At 60.3% G+C, this 17,540-nt stretch carries 15 protein-coding genes and 1 other RNA gene; 11 read left to right on the top strand and 5 right to left on the bottom strand.

Features of this window, described 5'->3' with window-relative positions; all coding sequences use genetic code 11:
• Window positions 1–148: 148 nt before the first annotated feature.
• The gene (gene suhB, locus AACT07_RS17545; RefSeq protein ID WP_005352992.1) at window positions 149–952 is read right to left on the bottom strand and encodes an inositol-1-monophosphatase; all 804 of its coding nucleotides are present in this window, start codon (window positions 950–952) and stop codon (window positions 149–151) included.
• A 199-nt stretch (window positions 953–1,151) separates the two neighbouring features.
• Here suhB and AACT07_RS17540 point away from each other — a divergent pair, with 199 nt between their 5' ends.
• From AACT07_RS17540 to emrD, 3 genes are all read left to right on the top strand, one after another.
• A complete protein-coding gene (locus tag AACT07_RS17540; protein WP_005352991.1) occupies window positions 1,152–1,607 on the top strand; it encodes a hypothetical protein in 456 nt (151 codons plus the stop codon).
• Between the two features lie 168 nt (window positions 1,608–1,775).
• Entirely contained in the window at window positions 1,776–2,438 is a 663-nt protein-coding gene (locus tag AACT07_RS17535) for a glutathione S-transferase family protein (protein ID WP_005333923.1), read from the top strand.
• Between the two features lie 262 nt (window positions 2,439–2,700).
• Window positions 2,701–3,897: a multidrug efflux MFS transporter EmrD gene (gene emrD / locus AACT07_RS17530; RefSeq protein WP_069529190.1), complete on the top strand. Its 1,197-nt coding sequence runs from the start codon at window positions 2,701–2,703 to the stop codon at window positions 3,895–3,897.
• An 84-nt stretch (window positions 3,898–3,981) separates the two neighbouring features.
• On the opposite strand, the gene AACT07_RS17525 is transcribed toward emrD, so the two are convergent.
• Window positions 3,982–4,890, bottom strand: a complete 909-nt coding sequence (locus tag AACT07_RS17525; protein WP_069529188.1) for a LysR family transcriptional regulator — start codon at window positions 4,888–4,890, stop codon at window positions 3,982–3,984.
• Window positions 4,891–5,051: 161 nt separating this feature from the next.
• Between AACT07_RS17525 and fdhD the strand changes: the two genes are divergently transcribed.
• Together fdhD and AACT07_RS17515 are read left to right on the top strand one after the other, a co-directional pair.
• A complete protein-coding gene (fdhD, locus tag AACT07_RS17520; protein WP_069529187.1) occupies window positions 5,052–5,858 on the top strand; it encodes a formate dehydrogenase accessory sulfurtransferase FdhD in 807 nt (268 codons plus the stop codon).
• On the top strand, window positions 5,845–8,136 hold the full coding sequence (locus AACT07_RS17515; protein ID WP_069529185.1) for an FdhF/YdeP family oxidoreductase: 2,292 nt from the start codon (window positions 5,845–5,847) through the stop codon (window positions 8,134–8,136). The genes fdhD and AACT07_RS17515 overlap by 14 nt, the downstream gene beginning before the upstream one ends.
• A gap of 165 nt (window positions 8,137–8,301) precedes the next feature.
• Here AACT07_RS17515 and ssrS read toward each other — a convergent pair.
• A non-coding RNA gene (gene ssrS / locus AACT07_RS17510) (6S RNA) lies at window positions 8,302–8,483 on the bottom strand.
• 16 nt (window positions 8,484–8,499) lie between these two features.
• The gene (gene zapA / locus AACT07_RS17505; protein WP_005333910.1) at window positions 8,500–8,832 is read right to left on the bottom strand and encodes a cell division protein ZapA; all 333 of its coding nucleotides are present in this window, start codon (window positions 8,830–8,832) and stop codon (window positions 8,500–8,502) included.
• Between the two features lie 173 nt (window positions 8,833–9,005).
• Between zapA and AACT07_RS17500 the strand changes: the two genes are divergently transcribed.
• The 3 genes from AACT07_RS17500 to AACT07_RS17490 all read left to right on the top strand — a co-directional run bounded on the left by AACT07_RS17500 (window position 9,006) and on the right by AACT07_RS17490 (window position 12,367).
• On the top strand, window positions 9,006–9,575 hold the full coding sequence (locus AACT07_RS17500; protein WP_033138039.1) for a UPF0149 family protein: 570 nt from the start codon (window positions 9,006–9,008) through the stop codon (window positions 9,573–9,575).
• A 177-nt stretch (window positions 9,576–9,752) separates the two neighbouring features.
• Complete coding sequence (ubiH, locus tag AACT07_RS17495; protein WP_069529183.1) at window positions 9,753–10,976, top strand: 2-octaprenyl-6-methoxyphenyl hydroxylase; 1,224 nt, start codon at window positions 9,753–9,755, stop codon at window positions 10,974–10,976.
• Between the two features lie 122 nt (window positions 10,977–11,098).
• Complete coding sequence (locus tag AACT07_RS17490) at window positions 11,099–12,367, top strand: FAD-dependent 2-octaprenylphenol hydroxylase (RefSeq protein ID WP_069529182.1); 1,269 nt, start codon at window positions 11,099–11,101, stop codon at window positions 12,365–12,367.
• 212 nt (window positions 12,368–12,579) lie between these two features.
• Here the strand turns inward: AACT07_RS17490 and AACT07_RS17485 are convergent, their stop codons facing one another.
• Window positions 12,580–12,807 carry a hypothetical protein gene (locus AACT07_RS17485; RefSeq protein WP_139123866.1) on the bottom strand — a complete coding sequence of 76 codons (228 nt, stop codon included), beginning with the start codon at window positions 12,805–12,807 and terminating at the stop codon, window positions 12,580–12,582.
• Here AACT07_RS17485 and gcvT point away from each other — a divergent pair.
• The 3 genes from gcvT to gcvP all read left to right on the top strand — a co-directional run bounded on the left by gcvT (window position 12,784) and on the right by gcvP (window position 17,532).
• A complete protein-coding gene (gene gcvT / locus AACT07_RS17480) occupies window positions 12,784–13,881 on the top strand; it encodes a glycine cleavage system aminomethyltransferase GcvT (RefSeq protein ID WP_069529180.1) in 1,098 nt (365 codons plus the stop codon). The genes AACT07_RS17485 and gcvT overlap by 24 nt on opposite strands.
• 85 nt (window positions 13,882–13,966) lie before the next feature.
• Complete coding sequence (gene gcvH, locus AACT07_RS17475) at window positions 13,967–14,356, top strand: glycine cleavage system protein GcvH (RefSeq protein WP_005333898.1); 390 nt, start codon at window positions 13,967–13,969, stop codon at window positions 14,354–14,356.
• Between the two features lie 299 nt (window positions 14,357–14,655).
• Entirely contained in the window at window positions 14,656–17,532 is a 2,877-nt protein-coding gene (gene gcvP / locus AACT07_RS17470; RefSeq protein ID WP_069529178.1) for an aminomethyl-transferring glycine dehydrogenase, read from the top strand.
• Window positions 17,533–17,540 lie beyond the last annotated feature (8 nt).

Here is a 17,540-nt window from a genome sequence, read left to right as displayed (position 1 = left end):
GGTGGATATTTACAACGAGGAGCGACCGCATCATGCGTTGAAATTCAGAACCCCCGATGCGGTACATAGGGGGTTCTGAGTAGAGAAATGCTAGTTGAAAATGTGTAAACCTATTTCAGGACTAGACACTGTCTGCTCGAAGGTTGGCTTATTTCGCCAGGGACTCCGGCAGCTCTTCGCGGATCTTGCCGAGCATCTCTTTCAGGACGCGCGGGTTGGCAACCACGATGTTGCCGGAGTTTTCGTAGTTGTGACCACCTACGAAGTCGGTGACGATGGCGCCAGCTTCTTTGGCCAGCAGTTCACCGGCAGCGGTGTCCCAGGGTTTCAGGCCGATTTCCCAGAAACCGTCGACGCGACCGGCAGCCACGTAGGCCAGATCCAGTGCGGCAGAGCCGGAGCGACGGATGTCGGCACATTCGATGAACATGCTCTGGAACATCTTCAGGTAGGACTCGATGTGGTGCTTTTGCTTGTAGGGGAAACCTGTGGCCAGTACGGTGCCAGCCAGCTCTTTGGCTTTGCCGACACGGATACGGTAGCCGTTCAGCTGGGCGCCGCTACCACGAGTAGCAGTAAACAGTTCGTCACGGATGGGATCGTAAACAACGGCTTGTTCGGTTTTGCCTTTTACGCGCAGGGCGATGGAAACGGCAAAGTGCGGAATGCCTTTGACAAGGTTGGTCGTGCCATCCAGTGGGTCAATGATCCATTGGTAGTCCGGATTGGTACCGGCAATCTCACCAGACTCTTCAGCAACAATGCTGTGCTCCGGGTAAGATTTTTTGATGGTGTGAATGATGGCCGCTTCGGCTTCACGGTCAACGTTGGTCACGAAGTCATTGCTGCCTTTTTGGATAGCCTCAATGTTCTCGGGCTGGGAGAAGGCTTTTACTACAACTTGACCGGCGTTGCGCGCAGCGCGCACGGCGATATTCAGCATCGGATGCATAGGTTCACCACTGGATGTTAAAGAACGGGGGATAAAAGGACGCGGTATGATACCAGTATTTTGTGCGATGGCAACTGTTATCCCCCTACGACCAATTGATTACCACTGCCAGATTTGACGGCTCCAATATAGACCAGATCTGCGCTAGTCTTATCCCAGCAGCCGGATACAGGCTGTCATGAGCATAGGGATGTGAACCATGAATTTGTCATTAGTGAGTCAGAACGTGTCAGCGGCCAGCGAGGGACTGTTGGCCATCTTGCGGTCATCACCCGAGTATGGTGATCACTTTGCCCACATCACCGTGACCCCCCTGGCCCAGTGGCAACCGGCCAAGACGGAGGCGGCGATCCTGCTGATCGACGGCGATGCGCCCTGGCAGGATGCCGGATTTGCCCGGGGAGAGGATGAGACGATCGGTTTGCCGGTCTTGCCGCTGCTGATCCGCAAGGGGGACAAGGAGCTGACGGTCTGCGGGCCCGATGTGCGTGACCCCCGTTTCTATTTTGTCTCAAACGGCATCGTGCTGGATGAGTCGGAGCTGGCCGAGCCTGCCTGCAGCCGGGTGCTGTTGCGCAAGCTGGAGTCCTACTTCCCGCTGCTTTCCCGCCTGATCATGCTGCGCCAGCGCAAGCCGGTCGCCGTGATTAACTAATATCTACTATTGCCAGAGAGCACCAGCGGCGCACCGTGGCCTTGTTTGGCCTACGGTGCGCCGCTTTTTAATGGTCTGGAGCCGGTCACTTGTTGCAAGATGAGGCGGCTATGGTGTTGCACCCTGTTCCAACCGTGCAATCTGGCTATGACCAACAAGGAGTGAATCATGATCGACTTTTACACCGCCGCGACCCCCAATGGTTTCAAAGTGGCGATCGCCCTCGAAGAGCTGGGTTTGCCCTATCGGGTCATTCCTCTCGATCTTTCGGCGCTGGATCAGAAGAAGCCCGAGTTTCTCGCCATCAACCCAAATGGCCGTATTCCGGCTATCGTCGATCGGGATAACGACGATTTCGCCGTATTCGAGTCGGGGGCCATCCTCATCTATCTGGCGGAGAAAGCAGGCAAGTTGCTGCCCGCTGATCCCAAACGCCGCTCTCAGGCCATCCAGTGGCTGATGTTCCAGATGGGCGGGGTAGGACCCATGATGGGGCAGGCCAACGTCTTCTACCGCTATTTCCCCGAAAAGATCCCCGCCGCCATCGAACGTTACCAGAAGGAGGGACGCCGTCTGTTCGAGGTGCTCGATAGCCATCTGGCCCACCACGAATATCTGGCGGACGAGTACAGCATCGCCGATATCGCCACCTGGCCCTGGGTGCGTATTTATGACTGGAGCGGTATCTCCATCGAGGGATTGCCCCATCTGCAAGCCTGGATGGATCGCATGGCAGAGAAGCCTGCCTGCCAGAAGGGGATCACCATACCGCCGCGTAAGGAGCAGCCCGATGAGCTGATCAAGCAGGCGCAACAGATGGTAACTCGTTGATTTTTAACTGCTGACGGGGCGAGACGCCCCGTAATATTAGAAAAACTAAGGCAAGCCGATTATAAAGATTCGTTCGTTTTTTGTGAGCTGAATCACTATGATGCCCCCATACCACCAAACGTCCTGTGCGGTGGCTTGGCGGGCTCCCCGCCTACTGTTTCCAACACTGTTTTTGATTGCATCACAACCTCTGTGATCAGATTCCTCTGGGCCATTTTGTGCCAGAGGGGCGGCAGCATTTTTTCGATTTTTTGGGACTGATATGGATCGGCACAGTTTTTATCCGTTGTTTTTACTGACCATTCTGATGGTCGCTGTGGGCCAGATGACCCAGACCCTTTATGTTCCCTCCATTCCCATGATGGCGGGGGATTTCAATGTGGCCTCGGGCCAGTTGCAGGCGGTGATGGCCTGTTACCTGATCCCCTATGGCCTCTCCCAGTTTGTCTATGGGCCGTTGTCGGATCGCATCGGCCGTCGCCCGGTGCTGATCGTCGGCATGATGGTGTTTCTGGTGGGCACCCTGATCATTCAGGCCATCCCCCATTTTGCCGCCCTGCTGGTGGGCAGCTTTGTTCAAGGGCTGGGTACCGGTGCCGGTGGCGCCATGAGCCGTACCGTGATGCGCGATCGCTACAACGGCGCCGAGCTCAACCGAGCCAACAGTCTGGTGAGCATGGGGGTGATCTTCTCCCCGCTGCTGGCCCCGGTGCTGGGTGGCTGGCTGACCGAGCTGTTCAACTGGCGCGCCGGTTACTGGTTCCTGTTCGGTTTTGGTGCCGTAGCCACTCTGGCGATCATGGCCTGGTTTGGTGAGACGCTGCCTGCTGCTGCTCGTCAGCCGCTGCGCGTCGGTGCTGCCTATCGTCATGTGCTGGGCAACCCCAAGTTTCAGGGCAACCTGCTTTGCCTGATGGCGACCTTTGCCGGTTTGGCAGTGTTCGAGGCTGCGGCCGGTGTGCTGCTGGGCGATGTGCTGAAACTGAGCGCCCGTACCGTGAGCGTGCTGTTCGTGCTGCCGCTGCCCGGCTATCTGTTCGGGGCCTGGCTCTCTGCCAAGCTGAGCTTCCGTTTGACTCAGGGCAAGCTGATGCGTCTGGGGATCGCTTTTCTGGCGCTCGGCTCCCTCATCATTCTGGTGCCGGGGCTGTTCGGGGTGGTGAGTGCCGCCTCGCTGGTTGGTGGTGCGGCTGTCTACTTCATCGGTAGCGGTATTCTCTACCCGACCGCCACCTCCTGTGCCATCGAGCCCTTCCCGGGTCAGGCCGGCACCGCGGGGGCCATTCTCGGCGGGATGCAGAATCTGGGGGCCGGTGTGGTGACCCTGCTAGCGGCCGGTTTCCCGATGACCGGTCAGGTGACTCTGGGTGCCATCATGACCCTGATGGTGCTGATCGTGGCGCTGAGCTTTATCTGGTTACGCCACCATGGCTCCCCCCACGAGCAGATGGCGATTTGATGCCTGCGCTTGCTCTCTGAAAGCCCGCCTTCTGGCGGGCTTTTTCTATGCCAGAACCGGATGAGGTTTACCGCTTGGCCTGCGTCAAGGCGCGTTTGCCGGTTCACCTTCAGCCACCAGTTCAAGAAAGGCACGCATGGCGGGGGTGATGCTCTGCTGGCGGGTCAGAAAGGCGGTATGGCCGATATTCTCCAGCGGAGCGAGTGGCAGGCAAACGAGATCCGAGAGTTTGCTGGCAGAGCGGGCGAGACCGGCGCTGACGATGGCCCAGCCCAGCCGGTGGCGTACGGCGCTGACCAGATGGAACAGCGAGTCGGTCTCCAGTACCACGTTAAGCGAGGTCCCCATCTGCTCGGCGGCGCGATCCAGATATTGGCGAAATTGCATGGTGCGGCTGGGCAGCACCAACGGCTGTTGCTGCAGTTCAGCAAGCGCAATGTCACCGCTGTGCGGGTACAGATCCGCTTCGTCACGGTTCATCAGCACCGCCATCTGGTTGGCGCCTTGCGGGTAGACATGAAAGGCGCGCCGGCCAGCTCCGCCAACCGGTTCATCAAATCCCAGTCCGATATCGCACTGATGCAACTCCAGCTGTGACAGCAGCGCTTCGTTGCTGAGCACCGACAGGCGAATGACGATATCGGGATAGCGCTGCTTGCAGCGTGCGATAAACGGCATGATGTCGAGATTGGACTGCGGCACGATGCCGATGCGCAGGGTGCCGGAGAGTTCGCCCTGGAACAGGGCCAGCTCCTGTTTGAGCGCCTCCTGTTCCAGCAACATTCGTTCGGCATACTGGCGTACCAGCTCGCCGGCCTCGGTCAGGGCGACAAACTGGCTGGTGCGTACCACCAGATCGGTGCCGACACTCTTTTCCAGGGCAGTAATGCTGGCCGAGAGGGTCGGTTGGGTGATGTGGCAGGCTTTGGCCGCTTTGGCAAAATGCTGGTGTTTGGCCAGCTCGTGAAAGTAGTGAAGTTGCTTGATGTTCATCTGGTTGTAGGGGAGGCAGTGGAACCGGCTATTGAAGAATTAATCAATTGAAAAAACATCTTCAATAGAACAACTCTATCAGGATATAGATTTATTTCATTGGTTTTGCGTCAGTCGCCTCTCTAAACTTGAATGCAGTTTGCATTTTTAGGCCAACCTGCATGCCTGCCTACACGCCTGTCGACATCCCCGTCAATTTGCCTGCCTCGCCTTCACTGGATCATCTGGTGGAGGAGGTAGCCGTCGCCATCAACATCAATGGCATCAACCACGCGGTGATGATGGCGACCCCGGACGATCTCGACGACTTTGCCGTCGGCTTTCTGTTTGGTGAGGGGATCATCCGGCATAACCACGAAGTCCACGACATCCAGGTCGCGCCAGCCGAACAGGGTATTGTGCTGGATGTGACCATTGCCAACCGCTCCCTGGCTGCTTTGGCTGAGAACAAGCGTCGGCTGACCGGGGCAACTGGCTGCGGCATCTGCGGCGTAGCGGCGGTGGAGCAGGCGCTGCCCGCATTGCCGGTGTTGCCGCTGACACCGCCGCTGAATGGGGCCTTGCTGGCGCGGCTGCGTGCTCAGATCGCCCAGTGGCAGCTCAAGGGACAGCAACACGGTGCCCTGCATGCGGCGCTGGCGCTGGATGCCGAGGGCCGGATCCTCCACTGCCGGGAAGATATCGGGCGCCACAATGCCCTCGACAAGCTGATCGGCCTGCTGCTGCGTCAGCAAAGTGCGTGCGACACCCTGGTGGTGACCAGCCGCTGTGGCAGTGAGCTGGTGCAAAAAGCCGCCCGCTTCGGTGCCCGTCATCTCATCTGTCTGGCATCGCCCAGCCAGTTGGCAATCAGGCTGGCCCTCAAATACAACCTCAACGTCGTTCATATTCCCAAGTTTGATGCCCCGGTCAGCTATTCGAGCCATCGCCCGGCGGATCCCATCGGAGAGTGCCATGAGTCATATTGAAAAGCCCGCCAAAGCCGGCGGTTTTTCGTCCCTGCAATCCACCATGAAACAGGTGCTGCGCAGCCAGAAGACCCGTCAGAACATCAAGAACCTGCTGCGGGTCAACCAGACCGACGGCTTCGACTGCCCGGGGTGTGCCTGGGGCGACAACGACCACGGCACCTTCCAGTTCTGTGAGAACGGCGCCAAGGCGGTGGCATGGGAGTCTACCGGCAAGACGGTGGGGGCCGAGTTTTTCGCCGCTCACTCGGTGCGCCAGCTGGCCAGCCAGAGCGACTACTGGCTCGAGTATCAGGGGCGGCTGACCGAGCCGATGCGCTACAACCCGGCGACCGATCACTACGAGCCGGTAAGCTGGGACGACGCCTTTGCCCTGATTGCCGACACCCTCAAGGGGCTGAATAGCCCGGACGAGGTGGAGTTTTACACCTCGGGGCGTGCCAGCAACGAAGCTTCCTACCTCTATCAGCTGTTTGGTCGCCTGTTTGGCACCAACAACTTCCCCGACTGCTCCAACATGTGCCACGAGGCGAGCGGGGTGGCGCTGATCCAGTCGGTCGGCATCGGCAAGGGCACTGTGGTGCTGGATGACTTCGACCAGGCCGATGCGGTGTTCGTCTATGGCCAGAATCCGGGTACCAACCACCCGCGCATGATGAATGCCCTGCGCCAGGCAGCGCGCGGCGGCTGCAAGATCGTCAGCTTCAACAACTTGAAAGAGGTGGCGCTGGAGCGCTTCGCCAGCCCGCAGAGCCCGCTTGAGCTGCTGACCCCGGCGGCCACCACCATCAGCCACCAATACCTGACGCCGAAACTGGGTGGCGACATGGCCGCCATGCGTGGCATGGCCAAGTACATCCTGGAAGAGGTGCCGGAGGCGGTGGATCGCGATTTCATCGCCCGCCACACCCGCCATTTTGCCGAGTACGAGGCGCAGGTGCGTGCCACCGATTGGGCGGCGATCGAGCAGCAATCCGGCCTGACTCGCGCCGACATCGTGCAGGCGGCCCGGGTCTTTGCCGCCAGCCAGCGCATCATCAGCTGCTGGGCCATGGGGGTGACCCAGCATCTGCACTCGGTCGATACCATTCGCGAAATCGTCAACCTGCACCTGATGCGCGGCCAGATTGGCAAGCCGGGGGCGGGGCTCTGCCCGGTACGGGGCCACAGCAACGTGCAGGGCAACCGCACCATGGGTATCAACGAAAAGCCGACCGCCGCCTTTATCGACCGGCTCGAGCGTCATCTGCAGGTGAGCCTGCCGCGGGCCCGCGGTCACAACGTGTACGAAGCGCTCAAGGCGCTGGACGAGGGCAGGAGCAAGGTGCTCATCTGTTTGGGTGGCAACCTGGCTGCAGCGGCGCCCGACACCGACTTCACCTACGGGGCGATGAAAAAGGCCGAGCTCAACGTGCAGATCAGCACCAAGCTCAACCGCAGCCACTTGCAGGTGAGCAAGGCGGCACTGATCCTGCCCTGCCTTGGCCGCACCGAGCTCGATATCCAGCGCAGCGGCAACCAGAAGATCACGGTGGAGGACACCTTCAGCATGGTGCACGCCTCGACCGGCGCAGCCGAGCCGGTATCGCCCCTCTGCCTCTCCGAGACCGACATAGTCGCGCGGATGGCTCATGCCACTGTGGGCAGCGAGCGGGTCGACTGGCTGTCTCTGCGCGATGATTATGGCCGCATCCGCGATCTTATCGAACAGACCATCGCCGGCTTTGCCGATTTCAATGCCCGCATCCAGCAGCCGTGCGGTTTTCATCTCGATAACTCCGCCGCGCAACTGACGTGGAGTACCGCCAGTGGCAGCGCCGAGTTTCGCGCCAGTACCCTACCGCAATCAGTGTTGCCGGAGTGTACCCGCCATGCCGAACAGATGGCAGATCAGCCGGTACTGCTGCTGCAGAGCCTGCGCTCTCACGATCAGTACAACACTACTATCTACGGCATGGATGACCGCTATCGCGGCATCAAGGGCCAGCGCAACGTGGTGTTCATGAACGAGGCGGATGCTCGCCAGCTTGGCTTTGCCGAAGGGGCGCGGGTCGACATGGCGGCCATCTGCAACGATGGGCGCGAGCGTATCGTGAACGGCTTTAGCGTGGTGATCTATGACATTCCGCAGGGCAACATCGCGGCTTATTACCCGGAGACCAATCCGCTGGTGCCCATCGACAGTATCGGGGCCGGGTCGTTTACCCCGACCTCCAAGTCCATCCCGGTGCTGGTGACAGCCTCCCGCCAGCAGGAGAATCTGTTGCTGGTCAAATAAAAGCGCTAACGCGACTGGCTGCGCTGAGATAGCCTGCGCAGTGAATGCGGTGATGCCCCGGGTGAGCTTTTCATCCGGGGCATTTTTTCAGCTCTGAAAGGGGTTGGGTTCGTTGATCATCAGGCAAAGAAAAAGCCCGTCACGCTGGTGACGGGCTTTTGCTATTGGTACCCCGAGATGCCGTTGCCGGTTTGGGCCCTTGAACCGTCGGTTCAAGGCGGGGATCGGATCTGACCGCAGGCTTCTCGGTCGTGCCGAGCATGCGCAATAGCCAGAAGGCAGATCCCCTGTTTGGTATGAATATCGGCTCGGGGACTTGAACCGGCTGACAAACATCCCAGGGAATTTTAAAACGGTTTGCGATTAGGGCTGCTGCCCCTCTTCGCTGGAATCACCATATTGTCCGTGCTCGATCAGGGCCGCTTCGATGGTGCGCTGCAGCATCTTGATCCGCTTGTCCATGGTCTCAGAGTATTGATGGTTCTTCTCTTTTTCAAGGCAGAGCTCATGACAGAAATTGAGCGCCGCCATGATAGCCAATTGCTCGTTGCTGGAGACTTTGGAACGTTGACGCAGGTCGATCAACTTGTCGGTCAGCTGCTCGGCGGCCTGGCGCAGGGCATCCTGCTGTCCCAAGGGACAGGATACCTTGTAGGGACGTCCCAAAATGACGATTTCTACGGCCTCTGTGCTCATGCCTTCCTCAATACGGCGGAGCTGATTTCCGCCTTTATCCACGTGGACAACTGGGCGGGACTATATAGCGCAGATGCATAAGTTTCAAGGCCTTGCTGGCTCTGCAAGAGGGAGAATGCTAGGATCCTGACCATTAATTCTGCAAATTTGACTGAACTTTGAGCGGATCCTCTATGAGCAAAACAAACCCCCTTAAATATGCGGCTGTGGCCGACATCATGGAGCAGCATGAGCTGATGGCCAGTGCAGTCGAGGCCCATGGTGTGATCTGCGGTCTGGTGTGTGGTGGTGTGGCACTGGATGAGAAGAGCTGGGTCCCCCATTTCAACGATCTTGTGAACGACGGTTTCGGCCTGCCGGCCCCGGTGCGCCAGGTGATGACCGATCTTTATCACAATGTGGTCGAGAGTTTGATGGCCCAGAAGGGCGTCGAGCTGCTGCTGCCAAGTGATGATGCTCCCCTCGACGAGCGCATCGATTCGCTGGTGGACTGGTCACAGGCATTTCTGGCCGGTTTTGGCGTGGTGCAGCAGGAGCTCTCCCGCGCGTCGGAAGAGTTGCAGGAGATGATCCAGGATATCGCCAGCATCACTCAGGTCTCCGCCGAGTTCGATCAGGAAGATGACGAGAACGAAGCCTCTTTCCTGGTGCTCTACGAACACGTCAAACTGGGGGTCATGATGGCCTTCGAAGAGTTTGGCAAGCGCCCCGATACCCCGAGCGCGCCGCCGACCCTTCATTGAGGTGCGGGTCAACGCGACCCTTACTGAATCTGCAAGAGCGCCTGATGGCGCTCTTTTTTATTTCCTTGTGGTGGCTAACCCTGTGAGGCGCAACCGGTTTTTTGCCGGTGACCTCGCATTCGGCCAGCGGCTTTGTGATAGCATGAGGCCACCTTTTTCACTTCTTCCTCTCTGCTTATGTCTCAATCTGATGTGCGACAGGTCGATGTCACCTTGGTCGGCGGTGGAATGAGCGGTGCCGTGCTGGCCCTCTCGCTGGCAGCCCTGCTTCGATCCGATGGCTCCCCCCTCGAGATCCTGCTGCTGGAGGCAATCGTCCCCGAACAGCACACCCATTCAGGGTTCGACGCCCGCGCCATTGCGCTCTCGGCCGGTACCTGTGATGCGCTGTTGCGACGCGGACTCTGGCCGCTGTTTGCCCCCCATTGCGCCCCCATTACCCAGATTCATGTCTCGGATCGGGGCCACTTCGGTCAGGCTCGCCTGTCGGCTGCCGAATACGGCCTGCCCGCGCTGGGCCAGGTGATCGAGCTGGCATCCGCCGGCAAGGAGCTGCAACGGGCGATGGCGGCCTCTCCCAATATCCGGGTCTGTTGTCCGGCCCGGGTGAGCGAGATTGTGCCCGATGAAGAGAAGGTGACCCTCACCCTCGAGAGCGGTGAACAGATTGAGACCCGCCTGCTGGTGGCGGCAGACGGCGGCAACTCCTTTGTGCGTCAGCACTTCAAGTTGCCGGTGACCCGCCACGACTTTGAGCAGCACGCCATCATCGCCACGGTCAAAACGGCGCAAGACCCTGAGGGACGCGCCTTCGAGCGTTTTACCGAAGGGGGGCCGCTGGCCCTGCTGCCGATGCAGGAGGGGCTCTCCTCGCTGGTGTGGAGCGTCGGGCAGCATGAGGTGGATGAGCTGACGGCCCTCGATGAGGCGGCGTTTCTTGCCCGTCTGCAGCAGGCCTTTGGCTGGCGGCTTGGTCGCTTCGAGCGATGCGGCGTGCGTCACGTCTATCCGCTCATTCTGACCGCCTGCGATTACCCGCTGGCCCAGCGCACCGTGCTGGTCGGTAATGCCGCCCACGCCCTGCACCCTATCGCCGGACAGGGCTTCAACCTCGGGATGCGGGACCTCGACCTGCTTACCGGCGCCGTAGCCAAGGCGTTGGCAGAGGGGGAGGATATCGGCAGCTTCAAGGTACTGAGTGGCTACTGGCAGCAGCGTCAGCGCGATCAGGCGCAGACCGTCTGGCTCACCTCTTCGCTGGCCCAGCTCTTCTCCAATGGTCACGATCCGCTGGTGGCGGGGCGGAATCTGGCGCTCACCCTGATGGGGCGATTCCAGTGCCTCAAGGCGCCGCTTGCCTCGCGCACCTTGGGCTTTGTCGCTGATGTGTGCGGCAACTAGCCAGCACTTGTTGAGTGGAACCTGTTGACCACCATTCGTTGATCAAAACCTATTGAATAAAGAGGTGATGCTTGCGGGCGTCCCCTCGCTGGCCAGCCGGTCAGCCCTGAAAGGATGAGATGATGCAGATGCAAAATGTGGATGTGGTGATTGTCGGTGGCGGCATGGTGGGGCTGGGGCTCGCTGCGGCCCTGAAACATAGCGCCCTCAAGGTGCTGGTGGTGGAGGGACAACTGCCCGACCCGCAGCTGGGGGAGGTGGCCGATAACCGGGTCAGCGCCCTGAGTCTGGCCAGCCAGCAGATCCTGCGCCATGTCGGCGCCTGGGACGGCATTGAAGCGCGCCGCCTGCAGGCCTACGACAAGATGGCGGTGTGGGAGCAGGACAGTTTTGGCCATATCAACTTCGATGCCGCCAGCCTGCGTCAGGCCAACCTCGGCCACATCGTCGAGAATCGGGTGATCCAGCTGGCGCTGCTTGAGGCGACTGAAGGTGCCAGCAATATCCAGCTGCTGACCCCCGCCAGAGCCAAGAGCCTGCAGAGCGGCCCGGCGGGCGCCTTGCTGCTCCTTGAAGATGGTCAGGCCATCTCTGCCAAACTGGTGGTGGCCGCCGATGGCGCCCACTCCTGGGTACGCCGTCAGGCTGATATCCCGCTCACCAGCTGGGATTATGGCCACCACGCGCTGGTGGCGACGGTGCGCTGCGCCGAACCCCATGAAGCTGTTGCTCGCCAGATCTTCACCCCGGATGGCCCGCTCGCCTTTTTGCCGCTGTGGCAGGAGAACCTCTGCTCCATCGTCTGGTCGCTGCCTGCGGCCCGCGCCGAGGCGCTCTGCGCCTGTGACGACGAGCAGTTCAACCGCCAGCTCACCACCGCCTTCGATGCCCGGCTCGGTCTGTGCAAGGTGGAGGGGGTGCGCAGCGCGATTCCGCTCACCGCCCGCTATGCCCGCGACTTTGCTCGCGAGCGGCTGGTGCTGGTGGGAGATGCCGCTCATACCATCCACCCCCTGGCGGGGCAGGGGGTCAACCTTGGCCTGCTGGATGCTGCCGCGCTGGCGGAGCAGATCTTGCAAAATCATGCCGCGGGTGAGGATATCGGCCTGCTCGCCAACCTGCGCAGCTACGAGCGCTGGCGCAAGAGCGAAGCGGCTCGCATGCTGGCGGCGATGGAGGGGCTCAAGCGGCTGTTCAGCGGGGCCAACCCGTTCAAGAAGCTGGTGCGGGGCGTGGGATTGCGCGCGGCCAATCTGCTGACGCCCTTCAAGGAGGGGGTGATCCGCGCCGCCATGGGGCTGGAGGGAGAGTTGCCCGCATTGGCCCGTCCTGACTGGGTCGTTGCTGCGACCAAGGGCAGTGCCATGCAGGCCCAGGGTGAAAAAAACTAATATTACTCGCCGTTTTTGACAACAAAAGTAATCCGACAAGGCTGATGACCCGTTTTGGGTGTCAGCCTTTAATTTTGCTCTGGAGCGAAACGTTTTTCTGTAAATTGTGACGAAACGGTAAAAATCAAAATTTAATCTCGCCTGAGTCGGCTTATGGCTGTTTTTATCACTGCATTTATCTTAGTGTCTGGAGTCAGTTTTACGGGAGGGGATTAGTTTTTTTTGAGCGGCACGCTCGCCTGCTTGTCATATAATCCGCTCCGTTCAAGGAATCCCTCTTGCCTGGCAAGGGCAGGAGCGAGCACACACTTTTGGATCCGGTCGCTTTTTGTTGCATGCAGTGCAGTCAGAGCGGTGGCGCGGGTCGCAAGGGTGGTCGCCAAAGCGAAAAGGCTTTTTGCTAAGGAAAGAATGCGATGATCCAGACTACTGTACTGCATCCCAAACACCTGGAAGCCGGCGCCAAGATGGTGGACTTCCACGGTTGGGAAATGCCCATCAACTACGGCTCCCAGCTGGAAGAGCACCACGCGGTGCGCAGCGATGCCGGTATGTTCGATGTCTCCCACATGACCATCGTCGATTTGACCGGCGAACGGGTCAAAGCCTTTCTGCAACACCTGCTGGCCAACGACGTGGCCAAACTCACTGCCCCCGGCAAGGCCCTCTACAGCGGCATGCTCAATCCGGAAGGCGGCGTCATCGATGACCTCATCACCTATTACCTGACCGATACCTTCTACCGGCTGGTGGTCAACTCCGCTACCCGCGAGAAGGATCTGGCCTGGATCCGCCATCACGCCATCGATTTCGATATCACAGTGACCGAGCGTCCCGAGCTTGCGATGCTTGCGGTGCAAGGCCCCAACGCCAAGGTCAAGGCTGCTGCCGTGCTGAGCGCCGCTCAGCGTACCGCCGTGGTGGGGATGAAACCCTTCTTCGGCGTGCAGGCTGGCGATCTCTTTATCGCCACTACCGGTTACACCGGCGAAGATGGTTATGAAATCGTGGTGCCGCAAGAGAAAGCCTGCGAGCTGTGGCAGGCACTGCTGGATAACGGCGTCGCCCCGTGCGGCCTCGGTGCCCGCGATACCCTGCGCCTCGAGGCGGGGATGAACCTCTACGGTCAGGATATGGATGAGTCAATCTCTCCACTCGCCGCCAACATGGCCTGGACCATCGCCTGGGAGCCGAGCGATCGAAATTTCATCGGCCGTGACGTGCTGGAAGCGCAGAAAGCGGCGGGCAACCAGCCCAAGCTGGTGGGTCTGGTGATGGAAGAGAAAGGGGTGCTGCGTGCCGGTATGCCCGTTACCTTCACCGCGGCAAACGGTGAGAAGCGGGAAGGTGTGATCACCTCCGGCTCTTTCTCCCCCACCCTGGGCTACAGTATTGCCCTGGCGCGGGTGCCCCGCGATATCGGTGAGCTGGCCGAGGTGGAGATCCGCAAAAAGCTGGTCACCGTGAAGGTCACCAAGCCCGCTTTCGTCCGTAACGGCCAGAAGCTGGTTTAATACCGTTTTGGGGGAGGGCAGTGCCTCCCCCCATCCCTTTTCATATTCGTTTTTAAACGCGACTCAAAGATCAAAGGAAGCACAAATGAGCCATATCCCGAGCGAACTGAAATATGCCACTTCCCACGAGTGGATCCGTGTTGAAGCCAACGGCGAGGCTGTGGTCGGTATCACCGAACACGCCCAGGAGCTGCTGGGTGACATGGTGTTTGTCGAGCTGCCGGAAGTGGGCAAGCAGGTCAGTGCCGGTGACGACTGCGCCGTGGCCGAGTCGGTCAAGGCGGCCTCCGACATCTACAGCCCGGTGAGCGGCGAGATCATTGCCGTCAACGAAGAGCTGGAAGGGAGCCCCGAGCTGGTCAACTCCGACCCCTACAGCGCTGGCTGGTTGTTCCGCATCAAGCTCGATGACGAGAGCGAGCTGGCCAACCTGCTGGATGCCGAGGGCTACCAGAACGTGGTGGACGAAGAGTAATGCCCCCGGGCCCTGCCAACACAGCAGGGCCCCTTTGTATGACAGCCAGCCGGGCAAGCACCGGCCGGTGGAAGGGTGAAGTCGCCCGCGCTTGCCGTTTGCCAGCCTAGGTGCCTAGGGGGCAAACGGGCCGGTCCGCAACAAGGCGATCCTCTCTTGATGCTGCCGCAGCATCCGGTGCCGCACCCTGTCTGCGGGACCCAGAACATGAGTGGAGTCGGTATCAGCCGACGATCAGGAACATCAGGTCTTGGTTATCAGGATGTCATGCCAGGACTTATTTATCAGGAAATAGGGAAATGACCCAGTCACTGTTTGAACTCGAGCAAAAAACTGATTTTGTCCGCCGCCATATCGGCCCGGGCGAGGAAGAGCTGCGCCAGCTGCTGGCGACCGTTGGGGCCGAAAGCCTGGACGATTTGATTGAACAGACCGTGCCCGCCGCCATTCGCCTGCCGGGTCCGCTGGGGATCGGTGCCGGCATGACCGAAGTGGAGGCGCTGGCCAAGCTCAAGGGCTATGCCGCCCAGAACAAGATTGCCAAGAGCTATATCGGCATGGGTTATCACGATACCCATGTGCCTCACGTCATTTTGCGCAATGTGCTGGAAACCCCGGGCTGGTATACCGCCTACACCCCCTACCAGCCCGAGCTGGCACAGGGCCGTCTCGAAGCTTTACTCAACTTCCAGCAGCTGACACTGGATCTCACCGGCATGGATCTGGCGAGTGCCTCCCTGCTGGATGAAGCGACCGCCGCCGCCGAGGCGATGGCGCTGGCCAAGCGGATGGCCAAGTCCAAATCCAACCTCTTCTTCGTGGCCGATGACGTGCACCCGCAGGTGATCGACGTGGTCAAGGAGCGTGCGGTTCACTTTGGTTTTGACGTGGCGGTTGGCGCCGCGAGCGATGCAGTGAGCGAAGAGGTGTTTGGTGCCCTGTTCCAGTACCCCACCACCACAGGTGAGGTGAAAGATCTGCGCGCCCTGATTGCCGCGGTACAGGCCCAGAAAGGGCTGGCCTGCGTCAGCGCCGATCTGCTCTCCCTGCTGCTGCTCAAATCCCCGGGCGAGCTAGGCGCCGACGTGGTGTTGGGCTCCGCCCAGCGCTTTGGTGTGCCCATGGGTTACGGTGGCCCCCACGCCGCTTTCTTCGCCACCCGCGATGCCTACAAGCGTTCGATGCCGGGCCGCATTATCGGCGTTTCCAAGGATGCCCGTGGCAAGGCCGCGCTGCGTATGGCGATGCAGACCCGCGAGCAGCATATCCGCCGCGAAAAGGCCAACTCCAACATCTGTACCGCACAGGTGCTGCTGGCCAACATGGCGAGCTTCTACGCCGTCTACCACGGCCCGGTCGGGCTGAAAACCATCGCCTCCCGCGTGCACCGTCTCACTACCATTCTGGCGCTTGGCCTCAAGGCCAAGGGGGTGGCCCTCAAGCATGCCAGCTGGTTCGATACCCTGACCGTGCTGACGGCAGATAAAGCAGCACTTATTGCCAAGGCTGAAGCTAATGGCATCAACCTGCGCGCCGATCTCGACGGTGCGGTAGGGGTCTCCCTCTCTGAAACCACCACCCGCGGCGATGTGGCGGAGCTGTTTGATCTCTTCCTCGGCCAAGGCCATGGGCTCGATATCGAGGCCCTCGACAAGGCGGCTCAGGCCCATCACGCCATCCCGCAGGATCTGCTGCGCACCGATGCCGTGCTGACCCACGAGGTGTTCAACAAGTACCACTCCGAAACCGAGATGCTGCGTTATATCCACCGTCTCGAAGCCAAAGATCTGGCGCTCAACTACGCCATGATTTCGCTCGGCTCCTGCACCATGAAGCTCAACGCCACCGCCGAGATGATCCCGGTCACCTGGCCCGAGTTTGGCAAGTTGCACCCGTTCGCCCCGCTGGCGCAGGCCAAGGGCTACCAGTTGCTGCTGGCCGACCTCGAAAACTGGCTGGTGAAGGTGACCGGTTACGATGCGGTCTGCATGCAGCCCAACTCAGGTGCCCAGGGCGAGTACGCTGGTCTCTTGGCCATCAAGAAGTACCACGAGTCCCGCGGCGAAGGGCATCGCGATATTTGCCTGATCCCTGCGTCCGCCCACGGGACCAACCCGGCCTCTGCCCAGATGGCGGGGCTCAAGGTGATCGTCACTGCTTGTGACAAGTCCGGCAACGTGGATCTCGACGACTTGCGCGCCAAGGCCGCCGAGGCGGGGGATCAGCTCTCCTGTCTGATGGTGACCTACCCCTCCACCCACGGGGTGTACGAGGAGACCATCAAGGAGGTGTGCGACATCGTTCACCAGCACGGTGGTCAGGTCTATCTGGACGGCGCCAATATGAACGCGCAAGTCGGGTTGACGGCACCGGGCTTTATCGGCGCGGACGTCTCTCACCTCAACCTGCACAAGACCTTCGCCATTCCTCACGGCGGTGGCGGCCCAGGCATGGGCCCCATCGGCGTGAAGAAGCATCTGGCACCGTTCGTGGCTGGCCACGCCGTGGTCAAGACCGACAAGGAGAGCCGTGACAACGGCGCCGTGTCGGCGGCACCGTTCGGCTCGGCCAGCATCCTGCCCATCAGCTGGATGTACATCGCCATGCTGGGTGACGAGGGACTGAAGAGATCCACTCAGGTCGCCATCCTTAACGCCAACTATCTGGCCAAGAAGCTGGGCGAATCCTTCCCGGTGCTCTATTCCGGGCGCAACGGTCGGGTGGCCCACGAGTGCATCCTGGATATCCGTCCGCTCAAGGAGGCTTCCGGCATCAGCGAGATGGATGTGGCCAAGCGGCTGATGGACTACGGCTTCCACGCACCGACCATGAGTTTCCCGGTAGCGGGCACCCTGATGGTCGAGCCGACCGAATCGGAATCCAAGCGTGAGCTGGATCGCTTCGTCGAGGCTATGACGTCCATCCGCGCCGAGATTGCCAAGGTGCAGGAGGGGCAGTGGAGCCTCGCCGACAACCCGCTGGTCCATGCGCCTCACACCCAGGACGATGTGATGGATGCAGAGTGGTCCCGTGGCTACAGCCGTGCCGAGGCGGTCTTCCCATCCGACGCCGTGCGTGCCAGCAAACTGTGGCCCTCGGTCAACCGCATCGACGACGTCTACGGCGATCGCAACCTGTTCTGCTCCTGCATTCCGACCGAGGATTACGCCAAGTAAGTGGCGTT

This window comes from Aeromonas sp. ANP5 (assembly GCF_963870295.1).
Lineage (GTDB): Bacteria > Pseudomonadota > Gammaproteobacteria > Enterobacterales > Aeromonadaceae > Aeromonas > Aeromonas veronii.
Note: the sequence above shows the minus strand (reverse complement) of the source record. Positions and strands in the feature narration are given on the sequence as shown.

Coding starts and splice junctions, on each gene's coding strand:
- suhB (WP_005352992.1), bottom strand. CDS start 952: ATGCATCCGATGCTGAATATCGCCGTGCGCGCTGCGCGCAACGCCGGT.
- AACT07_RS17540 (WP_005352991.1), top strand. CDS start 1,152: ATGAATTTGTCATTAGTGAGTCAGAACGTGTCAGCGGCCAGCGAGGGA.
- AACT07_RS17535 (WP_005333923.1), top strand. CDS start 1,776: ATGATCGACTTTTACACCGCCGCGACCCCCAATGGTTTCAAAGTGGCG.
- emrD (WP_069529190.1), top strand. CDS start 2,701: ATGGATCGGCACAGTTTTTATCCGTTGTTTTTACTGACCATTCTGATG.
- AACT07_RS17525 (WP_069529188.1), bottom strand. CDS start 4,890: ATGAACATCAAGCAACTTCACTACTTTCACGAGCTGGCCAAACACCAG.
- fdhD (WP_069529187.1), top strand. CDS start 5,052: ATGCCTGCCTACACGCCTGTCGACATCCCCGTCAATTTGCCTGCCTCG.
- AACT07_RS17515 (WP_069529185.1), top strand. CDS start 5,845: ATGAGTCATATTGAAAAGCCCGCCAAAGCCGGCGGTTTTTCGTCCCTG.
- zapA (WP_005333910.1), bottom strand. CDS start 8,832: ATGAGCACAGAGGCCGTAGAAATCGTCATTTTGGGACGTCCCTACAAG.
- AACT07_RS17500 (WP_033138039.1), top strand. CDS start 9,006: ATGAGCAAAACAAACCCCCTTAAATATGCGGCTGTGGCCGACATCATG.
- ubiH (WP_069529183.1), top strand. CDS start 9,753: ATGTCTCAATCTGATGTGCGACAGGTCGATGTCACCTTGGTCGGCGGT.
- AACT07_RS17490 (WP_069529182.1), top strand. CDS start 11,099: ATGCAGATGCAAAATGTGGATGTGGTGATTGTCGGTGGCGGCATGGTG.
- gcvT (WP_069529180.1), top strand. CDS start 12,784: ATGATCCAGACTACTGTACTGCATCCCAAACACCTGGAAGCCGGCGCC.
- AACT07_RS17485 (WP_139123866.1), bottom strand. CDS start 12,807: ATGCAGTACAGTAGTCTGGATCATCGCATTCTTTCCTTAGCAAAAAGC.
- gcvH (WP_005333898.1), top strand. CDS start 13,967: ATGAGCCATATCCCGAGCGAACTGAAATATGCCACTTCCCACGAGTGG.
- gcvP (WP_069529178.1), top strand. CDS start 14,656: ATGACCCAGTCACTGTTTGAACTCGAGCAAAAAACTGATTTTGTCCGC.